Annotated in this window: 31 protein-coding genes and 1 pseudogene; 16 read left to right on the forward strand and 16 right to left on the reverse strand. The window is 66.5% G+C overall.

Annotated features, from left to right (window positions below):
• Nucleotides 1–35: 35 nt before the first annotated feature.
• The 5 genes and pseudogenes from ACQ7JA_RS19790 to ACQ7JA_RS19810 all read right to left on the reverse strand — a co-directional run bounded on the left by ACQ7JA_RS19790 (nt 36) and on the right by ACQ7JA_RS19810 (nt 5,263).
• Entirely contained in the window at nt 36–728 is a 693-nt protein-coding gene (locus tag ACQ7JA_RS19790; protein WP_430900857.1) for a hydrolase, read from the reverse strand.
• 61 nt (nt 729–789) lie between these two features.
• Nucleotides 790–1,044 (reverse strand): XapX domain-containing protein, encoded by a 255-nt coding sequence (locus ACQ7JA_RS19795; protein WP_430900859.1) that lies wholly within the window; start codon nt 1,042–1,044, stop codon nt 790–792.
• Nucleotides 1,045–1,259: 215 nt separating this feature from the next.
• Nucleotides 1,260–1,651: pseudogene (locus ACQ7JA_RS19800) on the reverse strand (VOC family protein).
• Nucleotides 1,652–2,150: 499 nt separating this feature from the next.
• Nucleotides 2,151–3,752 carry an NAD(P)-binding protein gene (locus ACQ7JA_RS19805; RefSeq protein ID WP_430900861.1) on the reverse strand — a complete coding sequence of 534 codons (1,602 nt, stop codon included), beginning with the start codon at nt 3,750–3,752 and terminating at the stop codon, nt 2,151–2,153.
• A complete protein-coding gene (locus ACQ7JA_RS19810; RefSeq protein WP_430900863.1) occupies nt 3,752–5,263 on the reverse strand; it encodes a polyamine aminopropyltransferase in 1,512 nt (503 codons plus the stop codon). The genes ACQ7JA_RS19805 and ACQ7JA_RS19810 overlap by 1 nt, the downstream gene beginning before the upstream one ends.
• 62 nt (nt 5,264–5,325) lie before the next feature.
• On the opposite strand from ACQ7JA_RS19810, the gene ACQ7JA_RS19815 reads away from it, so the two are divergent.
• The 6 genes from ACQ7JA_RS19815 to ACQ7JA_RS19840 are packed head-to-tail and all read left to right on the forward strand — an operon-like array spanning nt 5,326 to nt 10,033.
• Nucleotides 5,326–5,712: a DUF350 domain-containing protein gene (locus ACQ7JA_RS19815; protein ID WP_430900865.1), complete on the forward strand. Its 387-nt coding sequence runs from the start codon at nt 5,326–5,328 to the stop codon at nt 5,710–5,712.
• A gap of 38 nt (nt 5,713–5,750) precedes the next feature.
• Entirely contained in the window at nt 5,751–6,776 is a 1,026-nt protein-coding gene (locus ACQ7JA_RS19820) for an SPFH domain-containing protein (RefSeq protein WP_430900867.1), read from the forward strand.
• Nucleotides 6,776–8,227, forward strand: a complete 1,452-nt coding sequence (locus ACQ7JA_RS19825) for a DUF4178 domain-containing protein (RefSeq protein ID WP_430900869.1) — start codon at nt 6,776–6,778, stop codon at nt 8,225–8,227. The genes ACQ7JA_RS19820 and ACQ7JA_RS19825 overlap by 1 nt, the downstream gene beginning before the upstream one ends.
• Before the next feature lie 7 nt (nt 8,228–8,234).
• The gene (locus ACQ7JA_RS19830) at nt 8,235–8,399 is read left to right on the forward strand and encodes a hypothetical protein (protein WP_430900871.1); all 165 of its coding nucleotides are present in this window, start codon (nt 8,235–8,237) and stop codon (nt 8,397–8,399) included.
• Nucleotides 8,396–8,755: an adenosylmethionine decarboxylase gene (gene speD, locus ACQ7JA_RS19835; protein WP_430900873.1), complete on the forward strand. Its 360-nt coding sequence runs from the start codon at nt 8,396–8,398 to the stop codon at nt 8,753–8,755. The genes ACQ7JA_RS19830 and speD overlap by 4 nt, the downstream gene beginning before the upstream one ends.
• Nucleotides 8,756–8,788: 33 nt before the next feature.
• Nucleotides 8,789–10,033, forward strand: coding sequence for a CaiB/BaiF CoA transferase family protein (locus ACQ7JA_RS19840; protein WP_430900875.1), 1,245 nt, complete (start codon nt 8,789–8,791; stop codon nt 10,031–10,033).
• 108 nt (nt 10,034–10,141) lie between these two features.
• Here ACQ7JA_RS19840 and ACQ7JA_RS19845 read toward each other — a convergent pair whose 3' ends face one another.
• Nucleotides 10,142–10,465, reverse strand: coding sequence for a hypothetical protein (locus ACQ7JA_RS19845; RefSeq protein ID WP_430900877.1), 324 nt, complete (start codon nt 10,463–10,465; stop codon nt 10,142–10,144).
• 180 nt (nt 10,466–10,645) lie between these two features.
• Here ACQ7JA_RS19845 and ACQ7JA_RS19850 point away from each other — a divergent pair, with 180 nt between their 5' ends.
• Nucleotides 10,646–11,938, forward strand: coding sequence for an amidohydrolase family protein (locus ACQ7JA_RS19850; protein ID WP_430900879.1), 1,293 nt, complete (start codon nt 10,646–10,648; stop codon nt 11,936–11,938).
• Nucleotides 11,939–11,942: 4 nt separating this feature from the next.
• Here the strand turns inward: ACQ7JA_RS19850 and ACQ7JA_RS19855 are convergent, their stop codons facing one another.
• The 3 genes from ACQ7JA_RS19855 to ACQ7JA_RS19865 are packed head-to-tail and all read right to left on the reverse strand — an operon-like array spanning nt 11,943 to nt 13,303.
• A complete protein-coding gene (locus ACQ7JA_RS19855) occupies nt 11,943–12,101 on the reverse strand; it encodes a hypothetical protein (RefSeq protein WP_430900881.1) in 159 nt (52 codons plus the stop codon).
• Between the two features lie 27 nt (nt 12,102–12,128).
• Complete coding sequence (locus tag ACQ7JA_RS19860; RefSeq protein ID WP_430900883.1) at nt 12,129–13,109, reverse strand: L-dopachrome tautomerase-related protein; 981 nt, start codon at nt 13,107–13,109, stop codon at nt 12,129–12,131.
• An 11-nt stretch (nt 13,110–13,120) separates the two neighbouring features.
• The gene (locus tag ACQ7JA_RS19865) at nt 13,121–13,303 is read right to left on the reverse strand and encodes a hypothetical protein (RefSeq protein WP_430900885.1); all 183 of its coding nucleotides are present in this window, start codon (nt 13,301–13,303) and stop codon (nt 13,121–13,123) included.
• On the opposite strand from ACQ7JA_RS19865, the gene ACQ7JA_RS19870 reads away from it, so the two are divergent.
• A complete protein-coding gene (locus ACQ7JA_RS19870; RefSeq protein ID WP_430900887.1) occupies nt 13,277–13,612 on the forward strand; it encodes a LysR substrate-binding domain-containing protein in 336 nt (111 codons plus the stop codon). The genes ACQ7JA_RS19865 and ACQ7JA_RS19870 overlap by 27 nt on opposite strands.
• 4 nt (nt 13,613–13,616) lie before the next feature.
• On the opposite strand, the gene ACQ7JA_RS19875 is transcribed toward ACQ7JA_RS19870, so the two are convergent.
• Nucleotides 13,617–14,507, reverse strand: coding sequence for a LysR family transcriptional regulator (locus ACQ7JA_RS19875; RefSeq protein WP_430900889.1), 891 nt, complete (start codon nt 14,505–14,507; stop codon nt 13,617–13,619).
• A 104-nt stretch (nt 14,508–14,611) separates the two neighbouring features.
• Here ACQ7JA_RS19875 and ACQ7JA_RS19880 point away from each other — a divergent pair, with 104 nt between their 5' ends.
• The 5 genes from ACQ7JA_RS19880 (at nt 14,612) to ACQ7JA_RS19900 (ending at nt 17,585) form a co-directional block, all read left to right on the forward strand.
• Entirely contained in the window at nt 14,612–15,586 is a 975-nt protein-coding gene (locus ACQ7JA_RS19880) for an NAD-dependent epimerase/dehydratase family protein (protein ID WP_430900891.1), read from the forward strand.
• A gap of 80 nt (nt 15,587–15,666) precedes the next feature.
• Complete coding sequence (locus ACQ7JA_RS19885) at nt 15,667–16,137, forward strand: hypothetical protein (RefSeq protein WP_430900893.1); 471 nt, start codon at nt 15,667–15,669, stop codon at nt 16,135–16,137.
• Between the two features lie 8 nt (nt 16,138–16,145).
• Nucleotides 16,146–16,592, forward strand: a complete 447-nt coding sequence (locus tag ACQ7JA_RS19890) for a hypothetical protein (protein WP_430900895.1) — start codon at nt 16,146–16,148, stop codon at nt 16,590–16,592.
• Between the two features lie 115 nt (nt 16,593–16,707).
• Nucleotides 16,708–17,046 carry a PadR family transcriptional regulator gene (locus tag ACQ7JA_RS19895; RefSeq protein WP_430900897.1) on the forward strand — a complete coding sequence of 113 codons (339 nt, stop codon included), beginning with the start codon at nt 16,708–16,710 and terminating at the stop codon, nt 17,044–17,046.
• Nucleotides 17,047–17,054: 8 nt separating this feature from the next.
• On the forward strand, nt 17,055–17,585 hold the full coding sequence (locus ACQ7JA_RS19900; RefSeq protein ID WP_430900899.1) for a DUF2812 domain-containing protein: 531 nt from the start codon (nt 17,055–17,057) through the stop codon (nt 17,583–17,585).
• A gap of 7 nt (nt 17,586–17,592) precedes the next feature.
• Here ACQ7JA_RS19900 and ACQ7JA_RS19905 read toward each other — a convergent pair whose 3' ends face one another.
• The 6 genes from ACQ7JA_RS19905 to ACQ7JA_RS19930 all read right to left on the reverse strand — a co-directional run bounded on the left by ACQ7JA_RS19905 (nt 17,593) and on the right by ACQ7JA_RS19930 (nt 21,538).
• Nucleotides 17,593–18,804, reverse strand: coding sequence for an MFS transporter (locus tag ACQ7JA_RS19905; protein WP_430900901.1), 1,212 nt, complete (start codon nt 18,802–18,804; stop codon nt 17,593–17,595).
• A 10-nt stretch (nt 18,805–18,814) separates the two neighbouring features.
• A complete protein-coding gene (locus ACQ7JA_RS19910) occupies nt 18,815–19,687 on the reverse strand; it encodes a hypothetical protein (RefSeq protein ID WP_430900903.1) in 873 nt (290 codons plus the stop codon).
• Between the two features lie 17 nt (nt 19,688–19,704).
• Complete coding sequence (locus tag ACQ7JA_RS19915) at nt 19,705–20,487, reverse strand: hypothetical protein (protein ID WP_430900905.1); 783 nt, start codon at nt 20,485–20,487, stop codon at nt 19,705–19,707.
• Nucleotides 20,484–20,993, reverse strand: a complete 510-nt coding sequence (locus ACQ7JA_RS19920) for a hypothetical protein (protein ID WP_430900907.1) — start codon at nt 20,991–20,993, stop codon at nt 20,484–20,486. Before ACQ7JA_RS19920 ends, ACQ7JA_RS19915 begins: the two co-directional genes overlap by 4 nt.
• A 28-nt stretch (nt 20,994–21,021) precedes the next feature.
• Nucleotides 21,022–21,312: a DnaJ domain-containing protein gene (locus ACQ7JA_RS19925; RefSeq protein ID WP_430900909.1), complete on the reverse strand. Its 291-nt coding sequence runs from the start codon at nt 21,310–21,312 to the stop codon at nt 21,022–21,024.
• 91 nt (nt 21,313–21,403) lie between these two features.
• Entirely contained in the window at nt 21,404–21,538 is a 135-nt protein-coding gene (locus tag ACQ7JA_RS19930) for a hypothetical protein (RefSeq protein WP_430900911.1), read from the reverse strand.
• Nucleotides 21,539–21,677: 139 nt separating this feature from the next.
• Here ACQ7JA_RS19930 and ACQ7JA_RS19935 point away from each other — a divergent pair, with 139 nt between their 5' ends.
• The 3 genes from ACQ7JA_RS19935 (at nt 21,678) to ACQ7JA_RS19945 (ending at nt 26,573) form a co-directional block, all read left to right on the forward strand.
• The gene (locus tag ACQ7JA_RS19935) at nt 21,678–23,432 is read left to right on the forward strand and encodes a glutamine--tRNA ligase/YqeY domain fusion protein (RefSeq protein WP_430900913.1); all 1,755 of its coding nucleotides are present in this window, start codon (nt 21,678–21,680) and stop codon (nt 23,430–23,432) included.
• A gap of 259 nt (nt 23,433–23,691) precedes the next feature.
• A complete protein-coding gene (locus tag ACQ7JA_RS19940) occupies nt 23,692–25,542 on the forward strand; it encodes a CHASE domain-containing protein (protein ID WP_430900915.1) in 1,851 nt (616 codons plus the stop codon).
• A 299-nt stretch (nt 25,543–25,841) separates the two neighbouring features.
• Nucleotides 25,842–26,573 (forward strand): glycine-rich domain-containing protein, encoded by a 732-nt coding sequence (locus ACQ7JA_RS19945; RefSeq protein WP_430900917.1) that lies wholly within the window; start codon nt 25,842–25,844, stop codon nt 26,571–26,573.
• The last annotated feature ends 40 nt before the right edge of the window (nt 26,574–26,613 follow it).

A 26,613-nucleotide genomic window follows, 5' to 3' on the forward strand; every position in this document is an offset into this window, starting at 1 on the left:
GGTCCGCCGCGGCGGACCGGTGTGGATACTGCCGCTCAGCCTACCTGCGCGGGGACCGGCGCCAGGACGTCGTTCTTGCCCTGGTTCCGCGCAGGAGCCTTGTGCACCATCGTGTAGGCGTAGTCGACACCCATGCCGTAGGCGCCCGAATGCTCGGTGACGATCTTGATGACCGCGTCGTAGGTCTCGCGGTGCGCCCAGTCGCGCTGCCATTCGAGCAGGACCTGCTGCCAGGTCACCGGGACCACGCCGGCCTGCACCATGCGCTGCATCGCGAAGTCGTGGGCGTCCTTCGAGGTGCCGCCCGAGGCGTCGGCCACCATGTAGATCTCGTAGTCGCCTTCGAGCATGGCGCACAGGGCGAAGGTGGTGTTGCAGACTTCGGTCCAGAGGCCCGCCACGATGACCTTCTTCTTGCCGTTCGCTTTCAGGGCGTCGCGCACCTTCTGGTCGTCCCAGGAGTTCATCGAGGTGCGCTCGAGGATCGGGTGGTCGGGGAACACGTCCAGGATTTCCGGGTAGGTGCGGCCAGAGAACGATTCGGTCTCGACGGTGGTGATGATGGTCGGGATGCCGAACGCCTTGGCCGCCTTGGCCAGGCCCACCACATTGTTCTTGAGAAGCTGGCGGTCGATCGACTGCACGCCGAAGGCCATCTGCGGCTGGTGGTCGATGATGATCAGCTGCGAGTTTTCCGGGGTCAGGACTTCGAGTTTGGCGTTGTTCATGGCGTTCTCCTTCGTTTTTCAGATAAGCCGCATGCGTGCGGCGGGTATGGTTTGATGCGCTTCAGCCCTTGCGGGCCTCCAGGTTCACTTCCTTGGCTTGCACGCCGGTGATCTTCGGCTGGCATTCGCCGGCGAACCAGGCCCGGGTGATCGGCTCGCCGTCGATCAGGCGCCTGGCCACCGGGACGATCTGCTCGCCGACCAGCATGCCCAGCAGGCCGACCAGGGCGATCGCGGGCGGGGCCGGCGAGCGGACGTCGATCAGTCCGTAGAGCAGGCCGGCCAGGATGCCGGCGCCGAGGGAAATCAGGTACATGGTCCGCTCCTCCTTCTGCTGCGCCATCGCTGGCGCGGTTGATCGGAATCATCGAACGGCTCGACGGTAGCGGACTATGTGACTGCCTTGCCGCTCCCGCTTCGTGTTCGATGCGATGGAGTCATTATGCGCGGCGTAAAGGAAGATGAAAAACGGATAATTTTCAGATCTACAATCGATTTATTCGAACATCGATTGCGAGAACAAAGCACGCGCTATTCGGGGTCGTGGCAGACGACGCAGCGCTTGTTGCCGTCGGGGTCGCGGAAATAGGCGCCGTAGTAATGCGGGTGATAAGCCGGCCGCAGGCCGGGGGCGCCCTCGTCCATGCCGCCGTGGGCGAGGGCCAGGCGCCAGGCTTCGTCCACCACGGCGCGGCCGAGCGCCTGGAGGGCGGCCATCTGCCCATTGCCCGCCTCATGCGGGGCGCCGTCATGGGGCGCACCGATCAGGAACAGCGGACGCGGTTCCTGATGCGATTGCCAGCCGTCCCACGCCGCTCGCGGTCGCAAAAGCGCGGGGCATTGCCGAGCAGCGCCATCAAGTCCGCATAAAAGCGATAGGCCCGGTCGAAGTCTTTAACGCCGATAAAGATGTGGGAAAACACGGTCGCTCCTTCGACGCGCCGGCACTGGACATGCCGGTACAGGTTTGCAGAACCAGAAAAGCCCGCTGTGGTGTGCCCTCCCGGGCCATGCCGGGCTCCTGCCACGCGAATCGATGAGTATCGAAGGTAGCACGATCCGCTACCCGGTGTGGCGCCTGCCCGGCCATCGGCGTTTGTACCTGTGGCGCGGGAAGGCGGATGGGACCATGCGCCGGCGCCGGCAGTATCGGCGCGCCCGGTCAACCCCAGCCCTGACGCACATGCACATACGGCCATGCATTTTCGCCCTGTCCTGCCCCTCCGCCTGCCTCGCCCATGCGATTCGGGCACCCGAAGGGCGACAGTGAGAATCCGTGTACTTGTGCCCTTTAACTTCCATACACTGCCCTGCCAACCTTCGTCGTCCAGAAGCGCAACGCCGGCGTGCACGTCACCGGCAGCACGCTGCTGCGGATCCTGTGCTGATTGGCCTCATCGGCCCCTTCGTCGTCGGCAACGTCTAGACCGCCGCCCGCTGCGCCGCCCGGCATCCCCACCAGGCGGCTTCCTCGAAGACCGACAGGCCGGACAGGTCGGCATGCGCGAACAGGATCGGTCCCTGCGACTCGCGTAATGCCGCGAGGCCCGCATTGCCGCGAAATCCCGGCTGCGGCACCGCCATCGCATGCGCGCGCAGCGTGATGTCGACCCGCTCGACGCAGGGGGCGAGCGTCCAGCCGTAGGCCTCCTTCAGATCGCTGCCCGCGAGCTCGAGCAGCTCGGCGCCGCTGGCGCCCTGCATCCAGCGCCGCGCCTGGGCCGGCGTGTGCTGGGACAGCGCCGTGTAGGCGGTGAAGACGGTCTTTTCGGGCGGGCGCGAACGGATGTCCTGGTGGGTCGAGACGACATAGCCGAGTCCCCGCCCCTGGTAGACGACGTTGTCCCAGGCTAGCTGCGCTTCGGGCAGCTCGCGCGGGAAGTCGCGCATCAGGAAGTTCGACACCATCCATGGCGCGTATTCCGGCAGGTGGCGGCGCGGATCGAAGCCATAGCGCTCGATGCCCTCGACCACGCGGCTCGCCACGAACAAGGGCATGGCCACGATCGCGCGGCGCGCCCGCACCAGGAAAGTCTGCGGCCTGCCCTCCTGCAGCGTGAAGCACAGCGCTTCGACCTTGCCGTCTACTTCTCGGACCGATGCGGCCGTGCCCTTGCGCCTGCGCTGGCCCGCCCTGCCTGCCAGCGCCTCGGCCAGCGGCGACAGGCCGCCCGGCCAGGTCAGCAATGCGTTGTCGCCGGCGTTGGCGGCCTGGCCCCAGCGTCCGGCAAAGTAATGGATGCCGGCCCAGGCCGAGACGCGGTCCAGGCCGGCGCCGTAGTCGTCGCGGCAGCAGTAGTCGAGGTACCAGCGCAGGGTCGCCGAGCGGTAGCCCTGGTCGCCCAGCCACTGGGCGAAGCTGATCCGGTCCAGCAGCGCGTAGGCCGGATCGTTCGAGGACAGCGCCAGCGGGAACACGAAGGCGCGCCGGCCGTCCTTGCCGCGCGCGTGGCGCAGGCGGGCCATCTCGTCGAAGAAGAGCTTGTGCTGGGCCGCGTCGTCGGCGTTTTGCGGCACCAGGCCTTCATGCCATATGCCGTCGCGCAGCAGGCGTTCTTCCGGACCGTGCAGGATGAAGCGCTCGTCGTAGTAGGGCTTGTCGCCGTCCGGGTCGCGCAGCAGGATGCCGAGGTCCGCCAGCATCGCGCGCACATGGGTCGACTCGGGTCCGGGCAGCGGCAGGTAGTGCGCGCCGGTGGGACAGGCCAGCTCGCCGTAGCGGCTGCCGGCCGCATTGCCGAAGGCTTCCGGCCCATCGAGCAGCAGGTAGTCCTCGTGACCGAGCCGGCCGAGCTGCCAGGCCGCGCTCAGGCCCCCGATGCCGGAACCGAGGATCACGACGTCGGTATCGAGAACCTTGCCCGGCGCCGGCAGTGCGTTCCGGTCGCGCAGGAAGTGGCCTTCGAGCCGGCCGGGGTAATGCACCGCGGGCGTGAGCTCCTGCCAGCGATAGAAGCCGGCGCTGGTTGCCAGCCCGGCCGCACCCGCGCCGGCCGCCGACAACAGGAAGGAGCGCCGGTCCATCAGCGGATCACCTGGCGCCAGTCGTCCTCGAACTCGCGCACCAGCGACTGGCTGTCGAGCCGGTTCGGCGCCATCTGCCGGCGCACCATGTCGGGCGGGAAGGCGAACATGGCGCGCGTGGTTTCCGCATCCAGGAAGCGCATCGGCAGGCGGTAGCCGGCCGGCGGCACGTAGCGGCCCTGGGGCGAGGCCATGATGAAGCCCCACTCGCCGAAGGACGGCACATACAGGTGATAGGGCCAGGTCTGCAGGCCGACTTCGCGCAGGGTCGCCTCGATGGTCCAGTAGGCATTCGGCGCGAAATAGGGTGAAGTCGACTGGACGGCGATCAGGCCATTGGCCGCCACGTGCTTGCGCAGCTGGCCGTAGAAGGGCACGGAGTACAGCTTGCCGAGTGCGAAGCTGGACGGATCGGGGAAGTCGACGATGACGAGGTCGTACATGCCCGCTTCCTTCTGCAGCCAGATCGCCGCATCCGCATTCACGACCTTGACGCGCTTGTCATTGAGGGCGTTCGCGTTGAGCTTTACCAGCTCGGGACGGGTGGCGAAGGCCTGCGTCATCGCCGGGTCCAGGTCGACCAGGGTCACCTCTTCCACATGCGGGTAGCGCAGCACTTCGCGCACGGCCAGGCCGTCGCCGCCGCCCAGCACCAGCACGCGCTTGGCCCAGGGGAGCGTCTGCAAGGCCGGGTGCACCAGGGCCTCGTGGTAGCGGTATTCGTCGCGCGAGGAGAACTGCAGGTTGCCGTTGATGTAGAGGCGCAGGTCGTCCTTCCAGCGCGTGATGACGAGGCGCTGGTAGGGCGTGGTGGTCGAGTACACGACCTCGTCGCCGAACAGGCCATGCTCGCCCCACTCCACCATCTTGTCCGAGAATCCGAAGCCCAGCACCAGCGTGAACAGCACGACGCCCGCGCGAATCGCCTTGGCCTGCAGGTCCGCCAGCTCGGCGCGGAACACGTAGAGGGTCCACAGGGCCACGCCGACGTTGAGCATCCCGAACAGGAAACCGGTGCGCACCAGGCCCAGGTGCGGCGCCAGCACCAGCGGGAACAGCAAGGAGACGGCCAGCGCGCCGAGGTAGTCGAAAGTGAGCACGCGGCTGACGATCTCGGCGAACTCGGTGCGCCGTTCGTTCAATGCGCGCATCACGAGCGGCACTTCCATGCCGACCATGGCGCCGATCAGGAAGACGGTCACGTAGAGCACCGTGCGGAACGGCGCGCCCATCCAGGTGAAGGTCATGAAGAGCATCGCGGCGGACAGCCCGCCGATCAGGCCGACCGCCAGTTCGATGTCGATGAAGCGCGACAGCACGTCCTCGTCGCGCACATACTTCGAGAAGTGGGCGCCGACGCCCATGGCGAACAGGTAGCAGCCGATGATGGTGGAGAACTGGAGGACCGAGTCGCCCAGCAGGTAGCTGGACAATGCACCAGCAATAAGTTCGTAGGCGAGTCCGCAGGAAGCGACGACGAAAACCGAAAGGATCAGAATTTTTTTGGTCATTGAACAACTTTTGTTCTAAGATCGCTGTGCTGCAATCCGACTATTTTTCTTTGGAGAATGTTGTGCCCGCCATCCTAAACTATGTGCTGCATCTTGCGACGGCAATCGCGCTGGTTCTGGCATTTTTTGTGGTGTACACGCGGGTCACGCCCTACGACGAAGTGCTGCTCATCCGCCAGGGCAACTGCGCCGCCGCGGTGTCGCTGGGCGGCACCCTGCTGGGCTTCTCGGTGACGATCGCCTCGGCGCTGATGCATACGAGCGACTACTACGAATTCTGCGGATGGGCCGCGCTGGCCATGCTGATCCAGGTGCTGGTCTTTGTGATCGCCACGCGCCTGCTCCGCATGTCCAAGGACCACATCGAACACAACAACGTCGGCTTCGGCATCCTGCTCGGTTCGATCTCGCTGTCGATCGGCCTGGTCAACGCCGGCAGCATCTCCTGATACCAGAAGTTATTCATACCGCATAAAGAGGAACCATCATGTCTCTCGGCTCATTCATCAAGAAGCAGTTTCTCGACGTCCTGCAATGGAACGAGGAAGGCGAAGGCGTGCTGGCCTGGCGCCATCCGATGGAAGACTACGAAATCCAGAACGGCGCCACCCTCGTGGTGCGCGAGTCGCAGGTCGCCGTGTTCGTGGACGAAGGTCGCATCGCCGACGTGTTCGGCCCCGGCACCCACCGCCTGACCACCTCTACCCTGCCGGTGCTGACCAACCTGAAGAACTGGGACAAGCTGTTCGCCTCGCCCTTCAAGTCGGACGTGTACTTCTTCAGTACCCGCGTGCAGACCGGCCGCAAATGGGGCACCCCGCAGCCGGTGACGATCCGCGACAAGGACTTCGACATGATCCGCGTGCGCGCCTTCGGCATGTATTCCTATCGCATCGCGGACCCGCGCCTGTTCTTCACCGAGATCAGCGGCACCCGCGCCGCCTACACGCGCGACGAAGTCGAGGACCAGCTGCGCGGCCTCATGCTGGCCACCATGGCCAACTCGCTGGGCGCATCGAAGATCGCCTTCCTCGACATGGCCGCCAACCAGACCCTGATGGCGCAGCAGATCCGCGGCGACCTGACCGCGGCGTTCGCGCGCTACGGCGTCGGCCTCGACGAGTTCAACGTCGCCAGCGTCAGCCTGCCGGAAGAACTGCAGGCGGCCCTGGACGAGCGCATCTCGGCCGGCATGAAGGCCAGTCTCGGCGCCGACAAGATCGGCGGCTTCACCCAGTTCCAGGTGGCGAGCAGCATCCCGCTGGCGGCCCAGAACGAAGGCGGCATCGCCGGCATCGGCGCCGGCGCGGGCGCCGGCATCGCCATCGGCCAGGCCATGGCGCAGGGCATGCAGGGCGCGTTCGCACCGCCACAGCCGCCGGCCGTGCCGGCCGCCAGCGAGTCGATCGAGGACCGCCTCGCCAAACTGAAAGGCCTGCTGGACAAAGGCTTGATCTCGCAGGGCGATTACGACAGCACCAAGGCCGAGCTCCTGAAAAAACTGATCGGCTGATGCAGAACGTTTCCTGTCCTTCCTGCGGCGCGCCGATCGCTTTCCGCTCGCACGCCTCCGTGATGGCGGTGTGCGAGTACTGCCGCGCGACCGTGGTCAAGGAGGCGGACGCCGTCCGCGACCTCGGCAAGATGTCCGAGGTGCTGGAGGATTACTCGCGCATCCAGGTCGGCACCGCAGGCGTGCACGGCGGGCGCAGCTTCACCGTGGTCGGCCGCATCCAGCTGCGCTTCGAGGCCGGCATGTGGAACGAGTGGTACGTGCTGTTCGACGACGGCGCGGACGGCTGGCTGGGCGACGCCTCCGGCCAGTACACGATGACCACCGAACGCGAAGCGGCGTCAAGCCTGCCCGCATTCGACGACGTCAAGGTCACGCGCCAGTACGACATCGGCTTCGGCCCCTATGTGGCTTCCGACAAACGCGTCGCCAGATGCACCGGCGGCCAGGGCGAGCTGCCCTTCAAGGTGGGACCGGGCTGGGAAGCGCGCGTGGCCGACTTCCGGCGCGGGCCGAGTTTCGCCACCCTCGACTATTCCGACGGCACGCCGCCCCTGCTCTATGCCGGCACCGCGGTGACGCTGGAGGGGATGAAGTGCCAGCTGCTGCGCGACGACGAACAGATCAAGGCAAGCAGCGGCAAGTACCGCGGCCGGGTCGACGTGCTGCAGTGCCCGTCCTGCGGGTCTTCGATCCGCTACGTGCCGGGACTGGCGGCGAACTGCGTCTGCCCCAACTGCGCCACGCCGGTCGACGCCTCCTCGCCCAAGGTCGAGGTGCTGCTCAAGGGCGAGCAGAACGAGCGCGTGAGCTACACCCTGTCGCTCGGCGCCACGGCGAAGATCGGCGGCCTGGAGTACCGGGTGCTGGGCGCCATGCGGCGCGAGGACAACGAGGGCGAATCCTGGGACGAATACCTGCTGTACTCGACCCAGGGGCCCTTCATCTGGCTGGTGGAGACCAGCGAAGGATGGTCGCGCTCGCAAGTGCTCGACGACTGGCCGACGCCGCCGCTGCCGGCCATGCACACCGTCCAGGTGGACAAGGTGCCCTATGAGCGCACCTGGGTCTACCAGGCGCGCGTGGTGCACGTGGCCGGCGCCTTCAACTGGCGCGTCAAGGCCGGCGACATGGTCCACGTGGCGGAATACGAACATGGACAGAACGGCCTGGCAGCCGAGCACACGAACGAGGAGCTGAGCTGGTCGCGCTCCTCCCCGCTGGCGGACGACCAGGTGCGCGCCTGGTTCCAGCTGGCCCGTCCCGCTGCCGACAAGGCTGCGCCCAAGCGCGAACTGGGCCAGAGCGACATCGCTTGGCGCGCCCTGCTCTGGATCCTGGGCCTGAATTTCATTCCGCTGCTCTTCAACTTCTTTGGAACCGTGTTCTGGATGGTGCTCGGCGTGCTTGCCCTGTTCCTGCCGACGATGCTGTTCCAGCCCAAGAAATGACGTCCGCATGAACCGCAATTTTCTCATCTACGCCGTGGTGGTGACCCTGGTGACCACCATCGTCTGCTGGGTCAGCATGGCCTCCAGCGCCCGCTCCGGCGGCGGCAACAGCTGGCGCAGCCACAGCTATGGCGGCGGCAGCGGTGGCTATTCCGGCGGCGGGCACAAGTGAGCACGGCGCACCGTCCCGCGGGCATCCATTTGCTGGCCGACCTGGCCGGCGTCGATGCCGCCCTGCTCGTCGACCCGGATGCGATCGACGCGCTGCTGCGCACGGCCGCCGTGGCGGCGGGCGCACGCATCCTGCACAGCCACTTCCACAGTTTTGGAGCGGGCATGGGCGTGACCGGCGTGCTGCTGCTGGCCGAGTCGCACATCTCGATCCACACCTGGCCCGAGCACGGATTCGCGGCCGCCGACATCTTCATGTGCGGCGACGCGCAGCCACAGCTGGCCCTGGACGTGATCGATGCGGCCCTCAGGCCGGCCACGCGTTCGGTACAAACCATCGCACGCGGACAGCTATAATCCGGGATCGTTCGACTTGTCCCAAGGCTCAGTATGACGCAATCCGCTTCTCCCCTGCCGAAGGCGCTCGGCCACATCCGCGTGCTCGACCTCTCCCGTGTGCTCGCCGGCCCCTGGTGCTCGCAGAACCTGGCCGACCTCGGCGCCGACGTGATCAAGATCGAACGGCCCGGCAACGGCGACGATACCCGCGCCTGGGGTCCGCCCTATGCGAAAGACGCGGACGGGAACGACACCAGTGAAGCGGCCTATTACCTGTCCGCGAACCGCGGCAAGCGCTCGGTCACGGTGGACATCGCCAGCAGCGAAGGCCAGGCCCTGCTGCGCGAATTGGTGAAGCACTGCGATGTGGTGCTGGAGAACTTCAAGGTTGGCCACCTGAAGCGCTACGGCCTCGATTACGACACCCTGAAAGCGATCAAGCCGGACCTGGTCTACTGCTCGATCACCGGCTTCGGCCAGGATGGGCCCTATGCCCACCGCGCCGGCTACGACTTCCTGATCCAGGGCATGGGCGGCCTGATGTCGGTCACCGGCGAACGCGACGACCTCCCCGGCGGCGGCCCGCAGAAGGCCGGCGTGGCCCTCACCGACCTGATGACCGGCATGTACGCGACCGTGGCCGTGCTGGCCGCGCTGACCCACCGCGACCGCACCGGCGAGGGCCAGCACATCGACATGGCCCTGCTCGACACCCAGGTGGCGATGCTGGCGAACATGGGCAGCAACTACCTCAACAGCGGCGAGCCGCCCAAGCGCTGGGGCAATGCGCACGCCAACATCGTGCCCTACCAGACCTTCGCCTGCGCGGACGGCCACATCATCGTCGCCACCGGCAACGACGGGCAGTACCAGAAGTTCGTCGAGGCCGGCGGCCGGCCGGAACTCGGCCTGGACGAACGCTTCGCCACCAATCCGCTGCGCGTGAAGAACCGCGACGTGCTGGTGCCGATCCTGGCGGAGATGGTCAAGGAAAAGCCGCGCGACGAGTGGATCGCGCTGCTCGAGTCGGTCGGCGTACCCTGCGGTCCGATCAACGATCTTGGCGAGGTGTTCACCAACGAGCAGGTGCAGGCGCGCGAGGTGGCGATCGAACTGCCGCATCCGAAGGCGGGCAAGGTGAAACTGGTGCGCAATCCGATCAGGATGTCGGCCACGCCGGCGACCAGCGACAAGGCGCCGCCGCTGCTGGGGCAGCATACCGACGAGGTGCTGCGCGATGTGCTGGGCCGCAGCGACGCCGACATCGCCGCCCTGCGCGACAAAGGGGTGTTGTAGGGGTGGGCGATCCCTCGCCCACGCGTTCAAACAGTGCGTGAATAGCTCGCGCCGCATCCGTTCACGCGGAAGTTGAACGCGTGGGCGGAGGACCGCCCACCCTACGAGTCAGTGCAGCTGGTGCTTGAGGTCCGACAGCACGTCATGCACACGCGTCACCACCGACGCGACCTGCGGCGACGGTTGCTGGCTGCGGCACATCCGCTTGGCTTCGTCGCCCATCTCCTCCAGCCGGTCGATGCACTCGACCATGCGCGACTGGTCGTTCGACTGCATCACGCGCTGGGCTTCCGGCATTTCCCGGGCGATCTTCTGGATGCAATCACGGATCTCGCTGGGCGCTCCCTGATCGTTGCGGGTAACGTCCTCGGCCTGGTTGATGGTCTGCTGGATCTGGCTGAAACGCTGTTGGATTTCGGCGGCTTGCAACATGATGACCTCCTGAAAGTATGGCGGCGGATCCGCTGGAACCATTCACTTTAGTCTTCCTGCCAACGATATCAAGTCCCGGTTTTCAGCCGTGCGAGGGTCAAACCCCGTTCATCCGTCCGGCTGGACGCGTCTCCTGGAAGGCTGTATAAAGTTGCAACGAATAAACAGCAAGGGAAGCCCATGAAACGCATGCACCGCCTGTCGTCCACGATCGCTCTTTCCATGGCCGCGCTGGCCTGCAGTACTGCCCAGGCCGCCGACGTCATCATTACCGCCGAGCGCCTGCTCGACGTGCGCACCGGCCGCATGGTCCAGCGCCCGGAGATCCTGGTCCGCGACGGCAAGGTGGTGAGCATCAAGCCCGATGCCGGCGCGCCGCAGGCCGGCGAAACGGCCACCCGCATCGCCCTGCCCGGCATGACCCTGCTACCGGGCCTGATCGACATGCACGTACACCTCGATTCCGACCCGACCTATGGCGGCTACAGCTACCTCGAGTACAACGAGCGCTTCTGGTCGGCGCTGGCCGTCGTGCACGCGGGCCGCACCCTGGATGCGGGCTTCACGACGGTGCGCAACGTCGGCGCCTCGGACTGGAACGACGTGGGCCTGAGCCAGGCCATCGCGGCCGGCAAGGTGCGCGGGCCGCGCATCATCCCCGCCGCCTGGTCCTTCGGCGCCACCGGCGGCCACTGCGACAGCACCTACTTCCCGCCCTCGATGGAAGAGAAGAACCCGTACAACGCCGACGGCCCCGAGGAGGTGCGCAAGTCGGTGCGCGCGCTGCGCAAGTACGGCGCCCAGGTGATCAAGGTCTGCGCCACCGGCGGCGTCTTCTCGCGCAATACCGAACCGGGCCAGCAGCAGATGAACTACGGCGAGCTGCGCGCCGCCGTCGAGGAAGCGGCCCAGTGGGGACTGAAGGTCGCAGCCCACGCGCACGGCGCGGCCGGCATCAAGGACGCGATCCGCGCCGGCGTCACCACGATCGAGCACGCGAGCCTGATCGACGACGAAGGCATCGGGCTGGCGAAGAAGCACGGCGCCTGGCTGTCGATGGACATCTATAACGGCGACTACACGGCGGCCGAGGGCAAGAAGAACGGCGTATTGGAAGACAACCTGCGCAAGGACCGCGAAGTGACCGAGATCCAGCGCCAGAACTTCAGGAAAGCCCATGCGGCCGGCGTGAAGATGGTGTTCGGCACCGACGCCGGCATCTACCCGCACGGCGACAACGGCAAGCAGTTCGCGCTGATGGTGAAGTACGGGATGACGCCGCTGCAGGCGATCCAGGCCGCGACGGTGAACGCCGCCGAAGCGCTGGGTCGCGCCGACATCGGCGTGGTGGAAGCGGGCCGCATGGCCGACCTGGTGGCGGTCGGCGGCGACCCGCTGCAGGACGTACGCGTGCTCGAAACCCCTGCGGTGGTGATCCAGGGCGGCGCGGTCGTCAAGCGCGCGGCCCCGTGATCGTTCAGTTGCGCTTCAAGCGCCACATCTCGTAGCGTTCTTCTCCCTTTTTCACCTGGCCGGCGAAGTGCCGGTTCAGGTGGCTGGCCGTGAAGACGACGTTGCCATCGGGGCCGATGGTGGCCGTATCGGGCCAGTGCACGCCATCGTGCGCGGCCAGCAACGATAATGTGCCCTTGCGCGGATCGTATTACGCGAGCCCGTTGCGGGTGACGTCGGTGATGTAGAGCGTGCCGTCGGGACCCGTGACGATGCCGTCCGTGTTGCCGCCAATGTCGCCCAGGCCGCGTACTGCCTTTGCCAGCGTCGCTTCTGTCGCCTGCGGGTCGCGCAGCAAGGCCGGCGGGATGGCCCAGGCGTGGGTGCCGCTCGTCACCGTCCAGTAGAGTGCCTGCGCGTCCGGCGACAGTGCGATGCCGTTCACGCCCAGCACCAGCGGCTTGCCCGGCCACACCTCCTCGCCATGCGACATCACCTTTGCCCCCGCCTGCGGGAGCACGCTCGGGTGGCGGTCGAGCACGCGGCGCGCGCGGCCTGTCGCGAAGTCGGCGACGATGATGGCGGCCTGGTTCCGCGGCGCGCTGCGCAGGCCACTGTCCGAGACAAACGCCAGCCGGCGCGCCTCGTCCACCGCGATATCGTTCAGGAAGCTGCCCTTGCGGTCGGCCACGGCGTCCAGCAGTATCACCTTGACGGTCTTGCGGCTCTCCAGGTCGATCACCATGATCTTCTGGGCACCGGGCGGCGCCTCCGCCTCGCCGGCGACGAAGCCCTGGTCGAGCGCCCACAGCCAGCCGTTGCGGCGCTCGATGTGAAAGCCCAGCACGTTGCGCAAATGGGTCCCGGGGGCGCCACGGACGTCGTTCGCGGCGGTCGAGGGGAAGGCGCTCAGGCGCGCCGGGCCGCTTGTCACGCGCGTGTCGAGGATGCTCAGCATGGCCGGCGCGTCAGGCGCCATCAGGCGCGGGGTGCTGACGAAGGCGCGGCCCTTGGCGTCGAAATGGATGCCGGCGATCGGCGCGCCGATCGAATTGGCGAACGGCGTGCCCTGCGCGGCGTCCCAGCTCACGCCGGTATAGCTGCGCCAGCGTTCGAGCGACGGCTCGGCGGCGAAGGCGGATGCCGCGAGCGCGGCGGCGGCCAGGATGGCGGCGGCGAATCGGGTCTGCATGGCCGGTCTCCTCACAGGATCGAGCGGTAGCTGCCGCCCTCGACGCGCACGGCCGCGCCATTGCTCGCAGCGCCGAGCTGGCTGGCCAGCAGGGCCACCATGGCGGCCACCTCGTCGGCCTCGATCATGCGGGCGATCAGCGAACTCGGGCGGTAGCTGGCGAAGAAGTGGGCCTCGATCACGGCGTCCGTCATGCCGGGCCGCGGCGCGGTCTGGCGCAGGTAGTCGACGATGCCATCCGAGCGCGTCGCGGCCGGTGGACGGCGGCGCCGACGGTGGCCGTGTCGGACGACGTGCTGGGCGTGGTCTCGCTGGCCGTGGCCGGGGTCGGGATCGCCCAGAGCTACGACTTCATCGTGCGCGGGCAGCTGGCGAGCGGGCGGCTGGTCGAGCTGCTGCCGCAGCTGCGCGGCCGCACCCGCCCCTTCTCGGTCCTGTATGCGCCGCACCACCGCCAGTCCGGCGCGACGCGGGCGATGATCGCCCTGCTCACGGCGGCGTGACTACTCAGGCGCCTTGCGCGACGTGCGCCTCCAGCGCGGCGGCCAGGGCGTCGAACACCACCCGGCAGCGCGGGCTGTCGCGCTGGTCTTCGTGCATCGTCAGCCAGGTCTCCAGCAGCGGACCGAAGGCCTCGGGCAGCAGGCGCACCAGGCCCGGCGTGCGGCGCGCCAGCGCCACCTGGCAGATGCCGATGCCGGCGCCGGCGCGGATCAGGGCCAGCTGGGCGACGTCGCTGTCGCAGCGCAGCGCCGTGCGCCCGAACTGCGGCCAGCGCTTCAGGGCCTCGCGCACATAGGAAGACGGACGGTCATAGCCGATCAGGTCGTGGCCGGACAGTTCGTCGAGACTGGCCGGCACGCCGCGCCGCGCCAGGTAGGATGCGTGCGCATGCAGGCCGAGCGCCACGGCGCCGACCCGGCGCGCCACCAGTTGCTCCTGCGTGGGCCGCGCCATGCGCACCGCGACGTCGGCTTCGCGCTGCAGCAGGTCCTGCACCTGGTTCGACAGCACGAGTTCGATGGCCAGGTCCGGGTAGCGGGCGCGCAGGTCGGCGAGCACCGGCGGCAGCACCTCGATGCCGATCACCTCGCTCGCCGTGACCCGCACCACGCCGCGCACGCCGTCGCCATAGCTGGCGGCCGTGCGCTCGAGGCTGGCCGCCATGCTCTCCATCGCCTGGGCATGCGGCTGCAGGGCGCGCGCCGCCTCGGTGGGCAGAAATCCCGTTTGCGAACGCGTGAACAGCGCCAGGCCCAGCGCGCTTTCCAGCGCCGCGATATGGCGGCCGACGGTGGGCTGCGCCACGCCGAGCGTGCGCGCGGCGCCGCTCAGCGAGCCTTCGCGCATCACGGCCAGGAAAGAACGGTAAAGCTCCCATTCGATATTCGACGCCACCTCTGCTCCTATACATTTTTGAATGGACGCTAGCGCACTCTATGCAATTCCATTTAGCCCAAGCATGCCGCAACATGGCCCCATCGTCAACGAAGGAGGAAGTCATGGAACAGGAACTGGCATTGGTGCTGGGCGCGAGCGGCGGGATCGGCGGTGAGGTGGCGCGCCAGCTGCAGCGCGCAGGATGGCGGGTCCGTGCGCTGTCGCGCCGGCCGCCGCAGGACGCGCAGGGCATCGAATGGCTGCAGGGCGACGCCCTGGTCGGCACCGACGTGGCCAGGGCGGCGCGCGGCTGCGCCGTCATCGTGCATGCGGTGAACCCGCCCGGCTACCGCAACTGGGCCGGCCAGGTCGTGCCGATGCTGCGCAATACGATCGCGGCGGCGGAAAAGCATGGCGCGCTGGTGCGCCTGCCCGGCACCGTCTACAACTACGGCCCGGACGCCTTCCCGCTGGTGCCGGAAGACGCCCCTCAGCGTCCGCTCACGCGCAAGGGCGCGCTGCGGGTGCAGATGGAGGAAGAACTGGCGGCCCATGCGGCGCGCGGCGGGCGGGTGCTGATCGTGCGCGCCGGCGACTTCTTCGGCCCGCAGGCCGGCAACAACTGGTTCGCCCAGGGTCTCGTGAAACCGGGCCGGGCGCCCGCCGCCATCGCCAACCCCGGCCTGGCCGGCGCCGGCCACCAGTGGGCCTACCTGCCGGACGTCGCCGCCACGATGGTGGCCCTGCTCGCACGCCGGACCAGCCTCGCACCTTTCGCGCGCTTTCACTTCGAAGGCTACTGGGATGAAGACGGCGAAGGCTTGGCGCGCGCGATCCGGCAGGTAGCAGCCAAGCATGGCATCCAGGCGCGCATTACGCGCTTCCCCTGGTGGCTGGTCCGCCTGATGGCGCCCTTCCACACCACGATGCGCGAGCTGCTCGAGATGCGCTACCTGTGGCGCGAGCCGCTGCGGCTCGACAACGCGCGCCTGCTTGCGGTGCTGGGCGCCGAACCGCGCACGCCGCTGCTGGAGGCGGTCGAGCAGACCTTGCTTGGCCAGGGCTGCCTGCCGGCGCCCGCCCTTACGTTTGCTTAAACAATTTATTTTGCATACACGGATTTCCGGGGCCGAGCTGCGCTAGGCTGTCATTCAACCCAATCACGCAAGCTACGCCAATGCCATCTCGCATCACATCGCTGATTCTTGCCTGTGCGATCCTTGCCACTTCAGCGCCGCATGCCCAGGACCTCGGGGTCTATCCGCCGGGATGGATCCCGGAACGCCCGCTGCCTAAGCCGCAACCGCCCACCAGTCCCATGCCGCACTGGTACGAAGTACGCGGCGGCGGCTGGCAGCCTTCCCTGGAAACCGTGCAGCACATCGCGTCCCTGCTCAAAGCCAGGCTCGCCGACAACAGTCGGTTCAATCCACCCAAGCCCGACCATGCGATTCAGTTTCGCGGCGAGATCGTCGACGGGGCGCGCATCGTCCGGCTCTTTGGAATGTGTTCGATCGGCCTCGGCGGGCCGTCCGCCTTGTCGGACGCATTTCTGGAAGTACGCGACGGCGGCCGCTGCGTCTTCGATGCCGAATTCGATATGGCGGAACAAGCGATCAAGCACTTCAGCTACTACCCCCAAGGTTGAGACAGCCCGTGAACACACGTCTCCTGCTGGTTCTGCTCCCCCTCGCCGTCTTGTCCGTCCAGGCACAGGACATCAAACGCGACAGCCCCTGGTCGACCTTCTACATTCCGCCGATCAATCCCACCCCACATTGGTACGAGGTACGTGGCGGCAGTTGGCGCGTATCACCAGAGACCTTGCAGGCGATGACAATACTCGTCGACGCCGAAATCGGCCGTAACAAGAGTTTCCTCCCTGCGGACCGCGCGCCGGATTATGTCGTCCAGTTTCGCGGTGAAGAGCGCAATGGTCGGCGCTACGTGCGTTTGGTGGGCAGCTGCCGCGGCTACGAGAGGAACGCATGGATGCTGTCGGAGCGCTTCAAAGAAGTGAGTGACGGTGGCAAATGCTACTTCGATGCCGACTACGATCCCGCCGACAAACTATTCCGATTCCGCTATCACGGCTACGGCTGAGTCGTGCATTGCAACGAAAAACCGTGTTGACACTGGCAACTCTGCTGTTACTATATCGTCAATCGATATGTCGCCAGTCGATATATCGAGCCACGGTATAAACCAGGGAGCCGGTTTGGACATCAATTACGCGAAATACCTGCCGCTGTCGGAAGCCACCTATTACGTGCTGGCGGCGCTGCAGGAACCGCTGCACGGCTATGCGCTGATGCAGAAGGTCGAGGCCATGAGCGAAGGCAATGTGGTCATCGGGCCGGGCACGCTCTACGGCGCCTTCTCGGCGCTGGAGAAGCAGGGGCTGATCGAAAAGGTCAGCGAGCTCGAGCGCCGCAAGATCTATGGCCTGACCGGAATGGGACGGCTGGTGCTGGCGGAGCAGGTACGACGGCTGGCGATCATGGTGCGCAACGGGCAGTTTGCACTTTCACATATCAAAGAGGGAGAAGCGGCGTGAGCGGAACGGTGACCACATTCAAGTTATTCTTTGCCCACCAGGACGAGGAGCAGGAAGCCTGGCTGCGTTCGATGGCGCAGCAGGGCCTGCACCTGCTGAAGGTGAACCCGTTCTGCTTCTGGACCTTCCGCCGCGGCGAGCCGGCCGACGTCGTCTATCGCGTCGACTTTCCCCGCAACAGCCAGGACCCGGATTTCGCACAGCTCATGCAGGATGCCGGCTGGACCCTGGCCGCGACAACGGTCGGCTGGCACTACTGGCGCCCCCAGGCCGTGCGCGGCGCGGCGCCGGAACTGTTCAGCGACATCGAGTCGAAACTCAGGAATTTCAGGCACCGCCTCGGCATCTTCGTCGCCTGCGCCATGCCGCTCTTCGTCATGCTCGTCATCACGGACAAGCAGCGGGCGCTCGAGCAGCTGTCCCTGCCCTTCCTGCTGCCGCTCGTCGCGGCGCTGCTGCTCTGGGTGCTCGTCATGCCCTACACCATCGTGCAGCTGATGCTGAAGATCCGCAGGCTGAGCAACCCGCTGCCGGGCTGAGAGCGGGTCAAGGGCCTGTCGCTGCGGCCGGCTTCAAATGCCGCAGCCGCAGCGCGATCGCGAGCCCGAGGCCGAGCAAGGCGCCCAAGGCGGCGACCACGCCCGGCCAGCCCCAGTGCTCCCACACATAGCCGGTGAACCAGCCCACCACGCTGGAACCCAGGTAATAGCAGAACAGGTAGATGCCGGACGCCAGCGCCTGCGGCGGTTTCGCACGGCGTCCCACCCAGCTGCTGCTCACCGAATGCGAGGCGAAGAAGCCGAAGGTGGCCAGTCCGACGCCGAGCACGATCGCCACGACGGAGTCGTGCAGCGTGACGAGCAACCCCGCGATCATCACGCTAATTACCAACCACAGCACATTGCGCCGTCCCAGCCGGTCCGCCAGCTTCCCCGCCCACACCGAACTGAACATCCCGAGCAGGTAGAGCAGCGACACCGCCCCCACCGCGCTCTGGGAGAGGCCGAAGGGCGGCGCCAGCAGCCGGTAGCTGATGTAGTTGTAGAGGCTCACAAAACAGCCCATCAGGAGAAAAGGCAGCACGAACAGCCAGGGCAGGCCTTCATCTTGCAAGTGCCGGCGCAGTCCCGCGACGAAGCCCGGCCCCCTCGCCTGCTTGAGGCCCGCATGGCGCGAGGCGGGCAGGCTGCGCGAAAACTCCCAGGCCGCATACAGCCCGGCCGCGCCAAGGAGGCCGACCGCGATGCGCCAGGAGACGAAGTCGCTGATCACCGAGGACAGCACGCGCCCGCTCATGCCGCCAAACGCCGAGCCGCTGATGTACATGCCCATGGCCTGGCCGAGCGAGCTGCCTTCGATCTCGTCGCTCAGGTAGGCCATGGCGACGGCCGGCAGGCCGCCCAGCACCAGGCCGAGCAGCGCGCGCACGGCCACCAGCTGGGTGTAGTCGATCGTGAATGCGGATAACAGGGTGAGCAGCGCGCCGCCCGTCATCGACGCGACCATCAGCTGCTTGCGCCCGATGCGCTCGGCCACACCGCCGGACGCCAGCAGCGCCACCGCCAGCGTCGCGGTGGACACCGACAAGGCCAGGCTCGATTGGGCGGGAGTGAGGTGGAAGTCCTGCGCCAGCAGCGGCATCAGCGGCTGGACGCAGTAGAGCAGCGCGAACACGGAAAAGCCGCCGAAGGCCATCGCGCGGTTGATGCGGCGGTATTCCCTGCTGCCCGCCGCGATCGGTCCGCTGCCCGTGTTCATGCCTGCGGGATCAGGGCAGGTCCGGGTCGAGCTCGGAACCGGCGTAGTTCTCCAGCTCGGTGAACAGCTGCTTCATGGTCGCACGCGTAGTCAGGTGCTGCAGCACCGTGCAGTGCTCGCGGTAGGTAGCGATGCGGTCCGCGATCACCGGCTGGTGCGCGCCTGGCACCTGCGCCATCAGCGCGGCCCAGCCGGCCTCGAAGTCCGGCTTGTTCTTGCGCACCGACTTCACCAGGCGCTCGAACTCCTTCTGGCCCGTACGCGCCGTGATGCGTCCGCCGCCTTCGACCGCGAAGATGATCGCCAGCGCGATCACGCCCTCGGCGTTCAGGTCCGGATCGTTGATCGGGCCTTCGTAGTGGTGGCGGCGCAGCCACTGGGCCGCACGCACGATGGCCTGCACGCCCTGGCGCTGTTTCAACTGGCCGAGATAGCGCTCATAGCCGGACCAGGTCTCGCCCGGGTCGGCCGTGCACAGGTCGACGAACAGCTCCTTGAGGCGCCGCTGCGAATACACCGGGTCGACGTCGTACTCGCCCACCAGCGTATCTTCGGGCAGCGCGGACAATTCCTTCACCAGGCGGAAGCCCTGCTGGAACACCAGTTCGGCGCCCTCTTCGATCAGGATGTCGAGCGCATCCAGGTCGTCGTCGGAGTCGACCAGGTGCTCGAGGCCCAGCGAGACGCCGCCGATGGTCAGCAGCTGGGCGCGCTGGATGCCCTCGGCCGTGCGGTCGTTGGTGAACTTCTCGGCCACCATGGCGGTGATGCCGGACAGCTCGTCGGCCAGCACCGCGGTCTCGTCGGGCGTTGCCTCCGTGGACATCAGCTTGATGGCGCGCACCAGGCGCGGCAGCTTCTCGATGACGATTGCGGGCAGCATGGATCCTGGCGCCCCGCTCACGAGAAGATGTCCGTGCCCATGCTGCGGCGGGTGCCGCGGCGCGGCATGCTGCGCACCGAAGGCACCTGCTTGCGCAGGCGGTACAGCAGCTCGCGCGTGGAGCGCTGCATGAAGTCAGATTCCTCGTCCGGATCGTCCGGCAGTTCGACATCGGCCATCTCGGCGCTGTGGCGGAAGTCCGGGAACAGCTCGAGCAGCGAACGCTCCCAGCCGTCCTCGGTCGCCTTGGCCAGGTCGACGGCGAGCGGCGCGATGTCGCTGTCGCCGCTGGTCTGGGCCGTCACGTAGCGGCCTTTCGAGAGGATCTCGCCGGCCAGCTCCAGGATCTCGCGCGGGGCCAGCGACCACAGGATGGCGAACACGGTGGCGCCGTGGTCGGTGGCGGAGGCTTCCTGCAGCAGCTCGATGCGGCGGTCTTCGTCGTCGGTGGCGTAGACGATGCCGTGCACGTGGTTGAACAGGTTCTCGGCGATGCGCTCGGGATCGTCCTCGATCATGTTGTCGGGCCAGGTGGCCGCGATGTAGGCCAGGCTGTCGGCCCAGGCCTTGGGCGGCACCAGGAGGGTCGCGACCGAGGTCTTGGCGCCGTCGAAGCCCGACAGGTGCAGGGCCGTGACCTGCGGCGGCAGGGTCGACAGCACTTCGGCGACCGCGTAGTCGCCATGCTCGTCGGCGGCGTGCGAGAACGCCTCTTCGGCGTGCTCGAGCGAGCCGGCCAGCACCAGTTCGCTGACCTGTTTTGTCAGCGCCGGCAGGTTGGCTTTATTCTCGTCACTCATTCGCGCTCTCCATCGGCATCGAACAGCTGCGTGAAATCGTCGGTCGCGGCCGTATCTTCCATATCGTCGTCGTCGCCTTCGTCGCCCTCGGCCAGGCGGTCGAGCGAACGGTCCTCGTCATCCCAGCGGCCCTGGTTCTTGAACAGGAAGGCCGTGATGATGGCCTGGCGCGCCAGTTCCGGATAGTTGGCGGTCATGGACTCGTACATGGCGGCGCCCTGCTCGCCCGTGCACTCGGCCATCGCGAACACGCGGGCGGGGTCGCTGCCTTCGTAGTCGGCCGCTTCGCGCAGCAGGCCCTTCGGGTCCTTGAACCTGATGCAATCGACCAGGGCGAAGGCCATCAGGTTCACGTCGTCGAGGCCGGAACCGCTGGCGTACTCGGACACCAGGGCATTGACCATCATGTCGTAGTTCTTCCTGTTGGGCGGGTCACCCAGCGTGCCCTCGATCTGCCCTTCCAGCTCACGCGACTGGAAGGAAAACTCGGGATGTACGTTTTTCATTGTGTGTCCTGTTGATTCGGGATGTGCTTCAAGGCTGAATAGTGACGCCGTTCAGGGCGAACAGCGAGCGCCACAACTCGAAGGCTTCGGCCTCGGCATCGAGCACGATGCGGTGGTTCACGCTCTGGTTGTACTCGGCCCGCCTGACCGGGTCCGACAGCACCTCGTAGGCCTTGGTGACGGCCTTGAAGCGCGCTTCGGCGCCCGGCGCCTGGTTGCGGTCCGGGTGGTAGCGCATCGCGAGCGAGCGATAGACCTTCTTGATCTCGTCGTCACTCGCATTCGGTGCGACGCCGAGGATCGCGTATAAATTTTCCACTTGGAATTCTCCCGGCATGGGCCGCAAGAGGGCAAAAGCGAGATTATCCTATATAAACCGGCAAGCTGGCGAATGGCGGCCCGGCGCGGGGTCAGCGGCGGTAGGGCTGGACCGGCGGCGGGCTGGCGGGGCGGGACTCCGGCTGCGGCAGCTTCGGCATGGGCATGCCGGCCAGGGCCAGCATCCAGGCGCGGACCAGTTCCGGATGGGTGGCGAGGGTTTTCATGATGAGCCTTGCGAATGGGCGGAATTGCACCAAGTATGGATCGGGCCAAAAGGCCGTACCGTGCGCTTCACCACATAGAGGGCGGAGTCGTGCTGCGTTACGGTAAAATGTCCGCCATAACCATCTCAACTTTTTTCCAATGAGCATTGAAAAGAACAACCCGGCAACGGGGAATGCCCCGTCGTCCAACTTCCTGCGCGCGATTATCGACAACGATATCGCGGCAGGCACGCATGCGCGTGAAGGCATGCCGCCCGTCATCACCCGCTTCCCGCCGGAGCCGAACGGCTACCTGCACGTGGGCCACGCGAAATCGATCTGCCTGAACTTCGGCCTGGCGCGCGACTACAACGGCCGCTGCCACCTGCGCTTCGACGACACCAATCCGGAGAAGGAAGACCAGGAATACGTCGACACCATCATGGATTCGGTGAAGTGGCTCGGCTTCACCTGGGAACAGGGCGACGGCGAATACCTGCACTACGCCAGCGACTACTTCGACAAGCTCTACGAGATGGCCGAGTACCTGATCCGCGAAGGCAAGGCCTATGTGGACAGCCAGTCGCCGGAAGAGATGGCGAAGAACCGCGGCAACTTTTCAACGCCGGGCACCAACTCGCCCTTCCGCAACCGCCCGGTCGAAGAATCGCTGCAGCTGTTCCGCGACATGAAGGCCGGCAAGTACAAGGACGGCGAACACATCCTGCGCGCGAAGATGAGCGAGGACGCGATGTCCTCGCCCAACATGACCAACCGCGATCCCGCTCTGTACCGCATCCGCCATGCGCATCATCACCGCACGGGCGATGCCTGGTGCATCTACCCGATGTACGACTACACGCACCCGATCTCGGACGCGCTGGAAAACATCACCCATTCGATCTGCACGCTGGAATTCCAGGACCACCGCCCGATGTACGACTGGCTGGTCGAGACCCTGGCCGACGGCGGCTTCTTCCCGCGTCCGGTGCCGCGCCAGTACGAGATGGCGCGCCTGAACCTCACTTATGTCGTGACCTCGAAGCGCAAACTCCGCCAGCTGGTCGACGAGGGCGTGGTGACGGGCTGGGACGACCCGCGCATGCCGACCATCGTCGGCCTGCGCCGCCGCGGCTACACGCCGGAATCGATCCAGCTGTTCTGCGAGCGCATCGGCGTCTCGAAGGCCGACGGCTGGATCGACATGAGCACCCTGGAAGGCGCGCTGCGCGACGACCTGGATCCGAAGGCCCCGCGCGCGATCGCCGTGCTGCGTCCTTTGAAACTCATTGTCGACAACTTCCCGGAAGGCGAAGCGGTCGAGTGCTCGTCGCCCGTCCACCCCCACCATCCTGAGATGGGCGTGCGCACCTTCCCCTTCACGCGCGAGCTGTGGATCGAGCAGGAAGACTTCATGGAAACCCCGACCAAGGGCTACCACCGCTTCACGCCGCCCGTGGGCGACCAGCCGGGCGCGCGCGTGCGCCTGAAATACGGCTTCGTGGTCGAGTGCACCGGTTTTGAGAAGGACGAGAACGGCAAGGTCACGGCCGTGCACGTGAAGTATTTCGAGGATTCGAAGTCGGGCACGCCGGGCGCGGACAACTACAAGGTCAAGGGCAACATCACCTGGGTCAGCGCCGCCACCGCGCTCGAGGCCGAAGTGCGCCTGTATGACCGCCTGTTCACGGAAGCGCAGCCGGACGCCGGCGGCAAGGACTTCAAGGCCGCGCTGAACCCGAACGCGCTGGAAACCGTCACCGCCTACCTGGAGCCGGGCATGAAGGACGCCGTGGGCGACCAGCGCTTCCAGTTCGAGCGCCACGGCTACTTCGTCGCCGACCGCGTGGACTCGCGGCCGGGCAAGCCGGTGTTCAACCGCGTGACCACGCTGAAGGACAGCTGGGGCAAATAAGCCTCGAAAACAGTTTTTTGCAATGGCGCCGAAGGAAGAGCCGGCGCCCTTCGCAATCCGTCGGGCCCGCATCCAGGCACTCCCTGGGCGCGGGCCCGTTTTCGATGGCGGATTTAAAACGTTTCCACCAATTCAATTCCGTTGTGGAAATGGTAAACCTAGTCAATCTGATAGGCGCTTTGCCCGGTAAACCAGTTAACGTAATGAATGTTTGTCGCATTTACGACACGTATTCACTCAGCAAGCGAGGTACACGACCATGTCAGCGCCTGCACACCTGGTCAAATTTCCTGCCACCCTGCTGATCGGCTCTCTTCTTTCGGTGTCGGTCGGGGCCGCCCTGTACGTGGCGACGGCGAATGCCATCGAAAGCGATGCCCAGGCGCGCTTTCGCGGCATGGCGCGCGCGGCCCAGTATGCGATCGACGCCCGCATCAAGAGCTATACCAACGTCCTGCGCGGCATGGCCGGACTGTTCCACGCCAACCCGGCCGCCAGCGCCGACGACTTCCGCCACTACGTCGAACAGCTCGACACCCCGCGCAACTTCCCCGGCATCGAGGCCATGAATTACGCGCGCGCCGTCGGCCCGGCCGAACTGGCGGCGGTGGACGCCGACGTACGCCGCCGCCTGCGCCAGTATGGCATGCCCGAGCCCGCCAAGAAGCTGGAGCCCGTGCCCGGCCGCGACAGCTACACGGTCATCGTCTACATGGAGCCTGCGATTCCGGAGTCGCTCGACAAGCTCGGGCTCGACCTGGAAGCGAACAGCTACATCCGCCGCACGGCGGCCAAGTCGCGCGACGAGAATTCCATCGCCGCCTCGGGTCTGCGCGTCAACGTCCTGCCCGGCCCGGGCCCCAGCCAGAACATCCTCGCGATGCGCCTGCCGGTGTACCGCAGCGGCGTGCCGATCGGCACCGTCGGCCGGCGCCGCGCCGCCTACGTCGGCTCGGTCGGCATCGGTTTCGGCGTCGCCAAGATGGTCAGCGGCGCACTCGAGGGCTTCCCGGCCGCGGTGCGCCTGGTGCTCACCGACCTCGACGCGGTGCCGCCGGGGCCGGGCGGGGACCGGCCCAGCGCGGTGCTCTACGACAGCCACAAGGCGTCGGGAATCCGCGTGCCGGAACGCGCCGAGGACGACGTACTGCGCGCCGACCTGCCGATCGCCTACAACCAGCGTCAGTGGCGCGCCGACTTCAGCATCGACAGGAAGGCGCTGTACACGCGCTTCGACTTCTTCTACCCCTGGCTGACCGCCCTCGCCGGCTCGCTCAGCACCGCCCTGCTGTACGCGCTGTTCCAGACCCTGGCCTCGTCGCGCCGCTCCGCCTTGCGCATGGCCGAGGACATGACGCGCGAGCTGCGCGCCAGCCAGGCCAAGCTGCAGGCGACCAACGAAAAGCTGCGCCAGCTGGCCGCACACACGGAACAGATCAAGGAGGGCGAGCGCAAGCGCATCGCACGCGAGATCCACGACGAACTCGCGCAGAACCTGCTGGCCCTGAAGATCGAGGCCGAGATCCTCGCCAACCGCACGCGCGGCCGCCATGGGCGCCTGCACGAGCGCGCCAGTGCGACGGTGCGCCAGATCGACGTTACCATTCGCAGCGTGCGCCAGATCATCAACGACCTGCGGCCGAACGTGCTCGACCTGGGCCTGAACGCGGCCGTCGACTGGCAGGTCGCGGACTTCGCGCGCCGTACCGGCATCGAATGCGAGCTGGTCGAGGACGAGACCGAGCACCACCTCGACGACCAGTGCGCCACCGCCCTGTTCCGCATCCTGCAGGAGTCGCTCAACAACGTCGCGCGGCATGCGCGTGCGAGCCGTGTGCGGATCGACCTGCACCAGCACGGCGATGCGTTGACCATGACGATCCGCGACAACGGGGTCGGCATGCAGCCGGGCAGCCGCAACCGCAACGGCTCCTTCGGCCTGGTGGGCATCGAAGAGCGCATCAACATCCTCGGCGGCAGCTTCTCGATCAGCAGCGGTCCGGATACCGGCACCACCATCGTGGTCACCATTCCGGTGGGCGCGCACCTGGACGGCATGTCCGACCTCTTGCCACGTGACGATGAACTCGTGCTGCCCGCCGTTGCCTAGCCCGGACTTGCTTGTGTTTAGCCAAGTTGTCGCGTTTCTACATAACCGTTTCTTGGTTGACAGAACTCAACATTGGGACTGAGCGGTCGCAGGACAATTTCTATCACTGCCACCGGTCAAGACGCAGCGCTTGGCTTCCGATTAACGCGTCACCTTCACGCAGGAGGACTTTCTGACGTACCGCTTTAACTAGGGATAAAAAAAGGATGCCTTAACCAACAGGTCTACTACAAAAGGTGAACATCATGTCGACGAACGCATTCGCAGCATTTGAAGCTCTTGATCTTGCCCCGATCAAAATGAAACTGATGCATGTGGAATCCGGTGAAGGTTGGTCCGCGTTGCGGGCCGATGCAGTGGAAACCGAATACCGGCGCTTCCTGTTCCTGATGAAGAAGTACCCCGATGCGGAAGCATCGCCGACCGTCGACGTCGACACCTTCTGGCACTACCACATCCTCGACACGATGAAGTACGCCCGCGACTGCGAAGCCGTGTTCGGCTACTTCCTGCACCACTACCCCTACGTCGGCATCGGCGCCGATGCGGACGAAGGCGACCATGCTGCCGCCGGCGAGCGCATGCGCGCCATCTACGAAGCGGAGTTCGGCGCCGCGCCGGCCGCCAACGACGCCGGTGCCTACTGCTCGTCGCCGGGCAAGCAGCACGACGCCGCCACTGCGTACTGCTCCATCCCGACCAAGCCGCTCGACGCCGCCGGCGCATACTGCTCGTCGCCGGGCAAGTCGCGCCAGGCCGCCAACGCCGCGCATGCCTACTGCTCGATCCCGACCAAGCCGCTCGACGCCGCCAATGCCGCCTACGCGTACTGCTCTTCGCCGGGCAAGCCGCAGCAAGGCGCCGACGCCGCCTACGCTTATTGTTCCTCGCCGGGAAAGCCGGGCAGCAGTGCCGGCGCCGCGTACGGCTACTGTTCCTCGCCGGCGAAGCCGGGCCTGGCGGCCAATACCGCGTACGCATACTGCTCGCCGCCGGCGAAACCCGGGCAGGAACTGGCCTGCGCGGCCTGAAGGCCTTGACCCAATGGGCGGCCGGGCGACCATCGCGTCC

This window comes from Massilia sp. BKSP1R2A-1, assembly GCF_050586525.1.
Classification (GTDB): domain Bacteria; phylum Pseudomonadota; class Gammaproteobacteria; order Burkholderiales; family Burkholderiaceae_D; genus Telluria.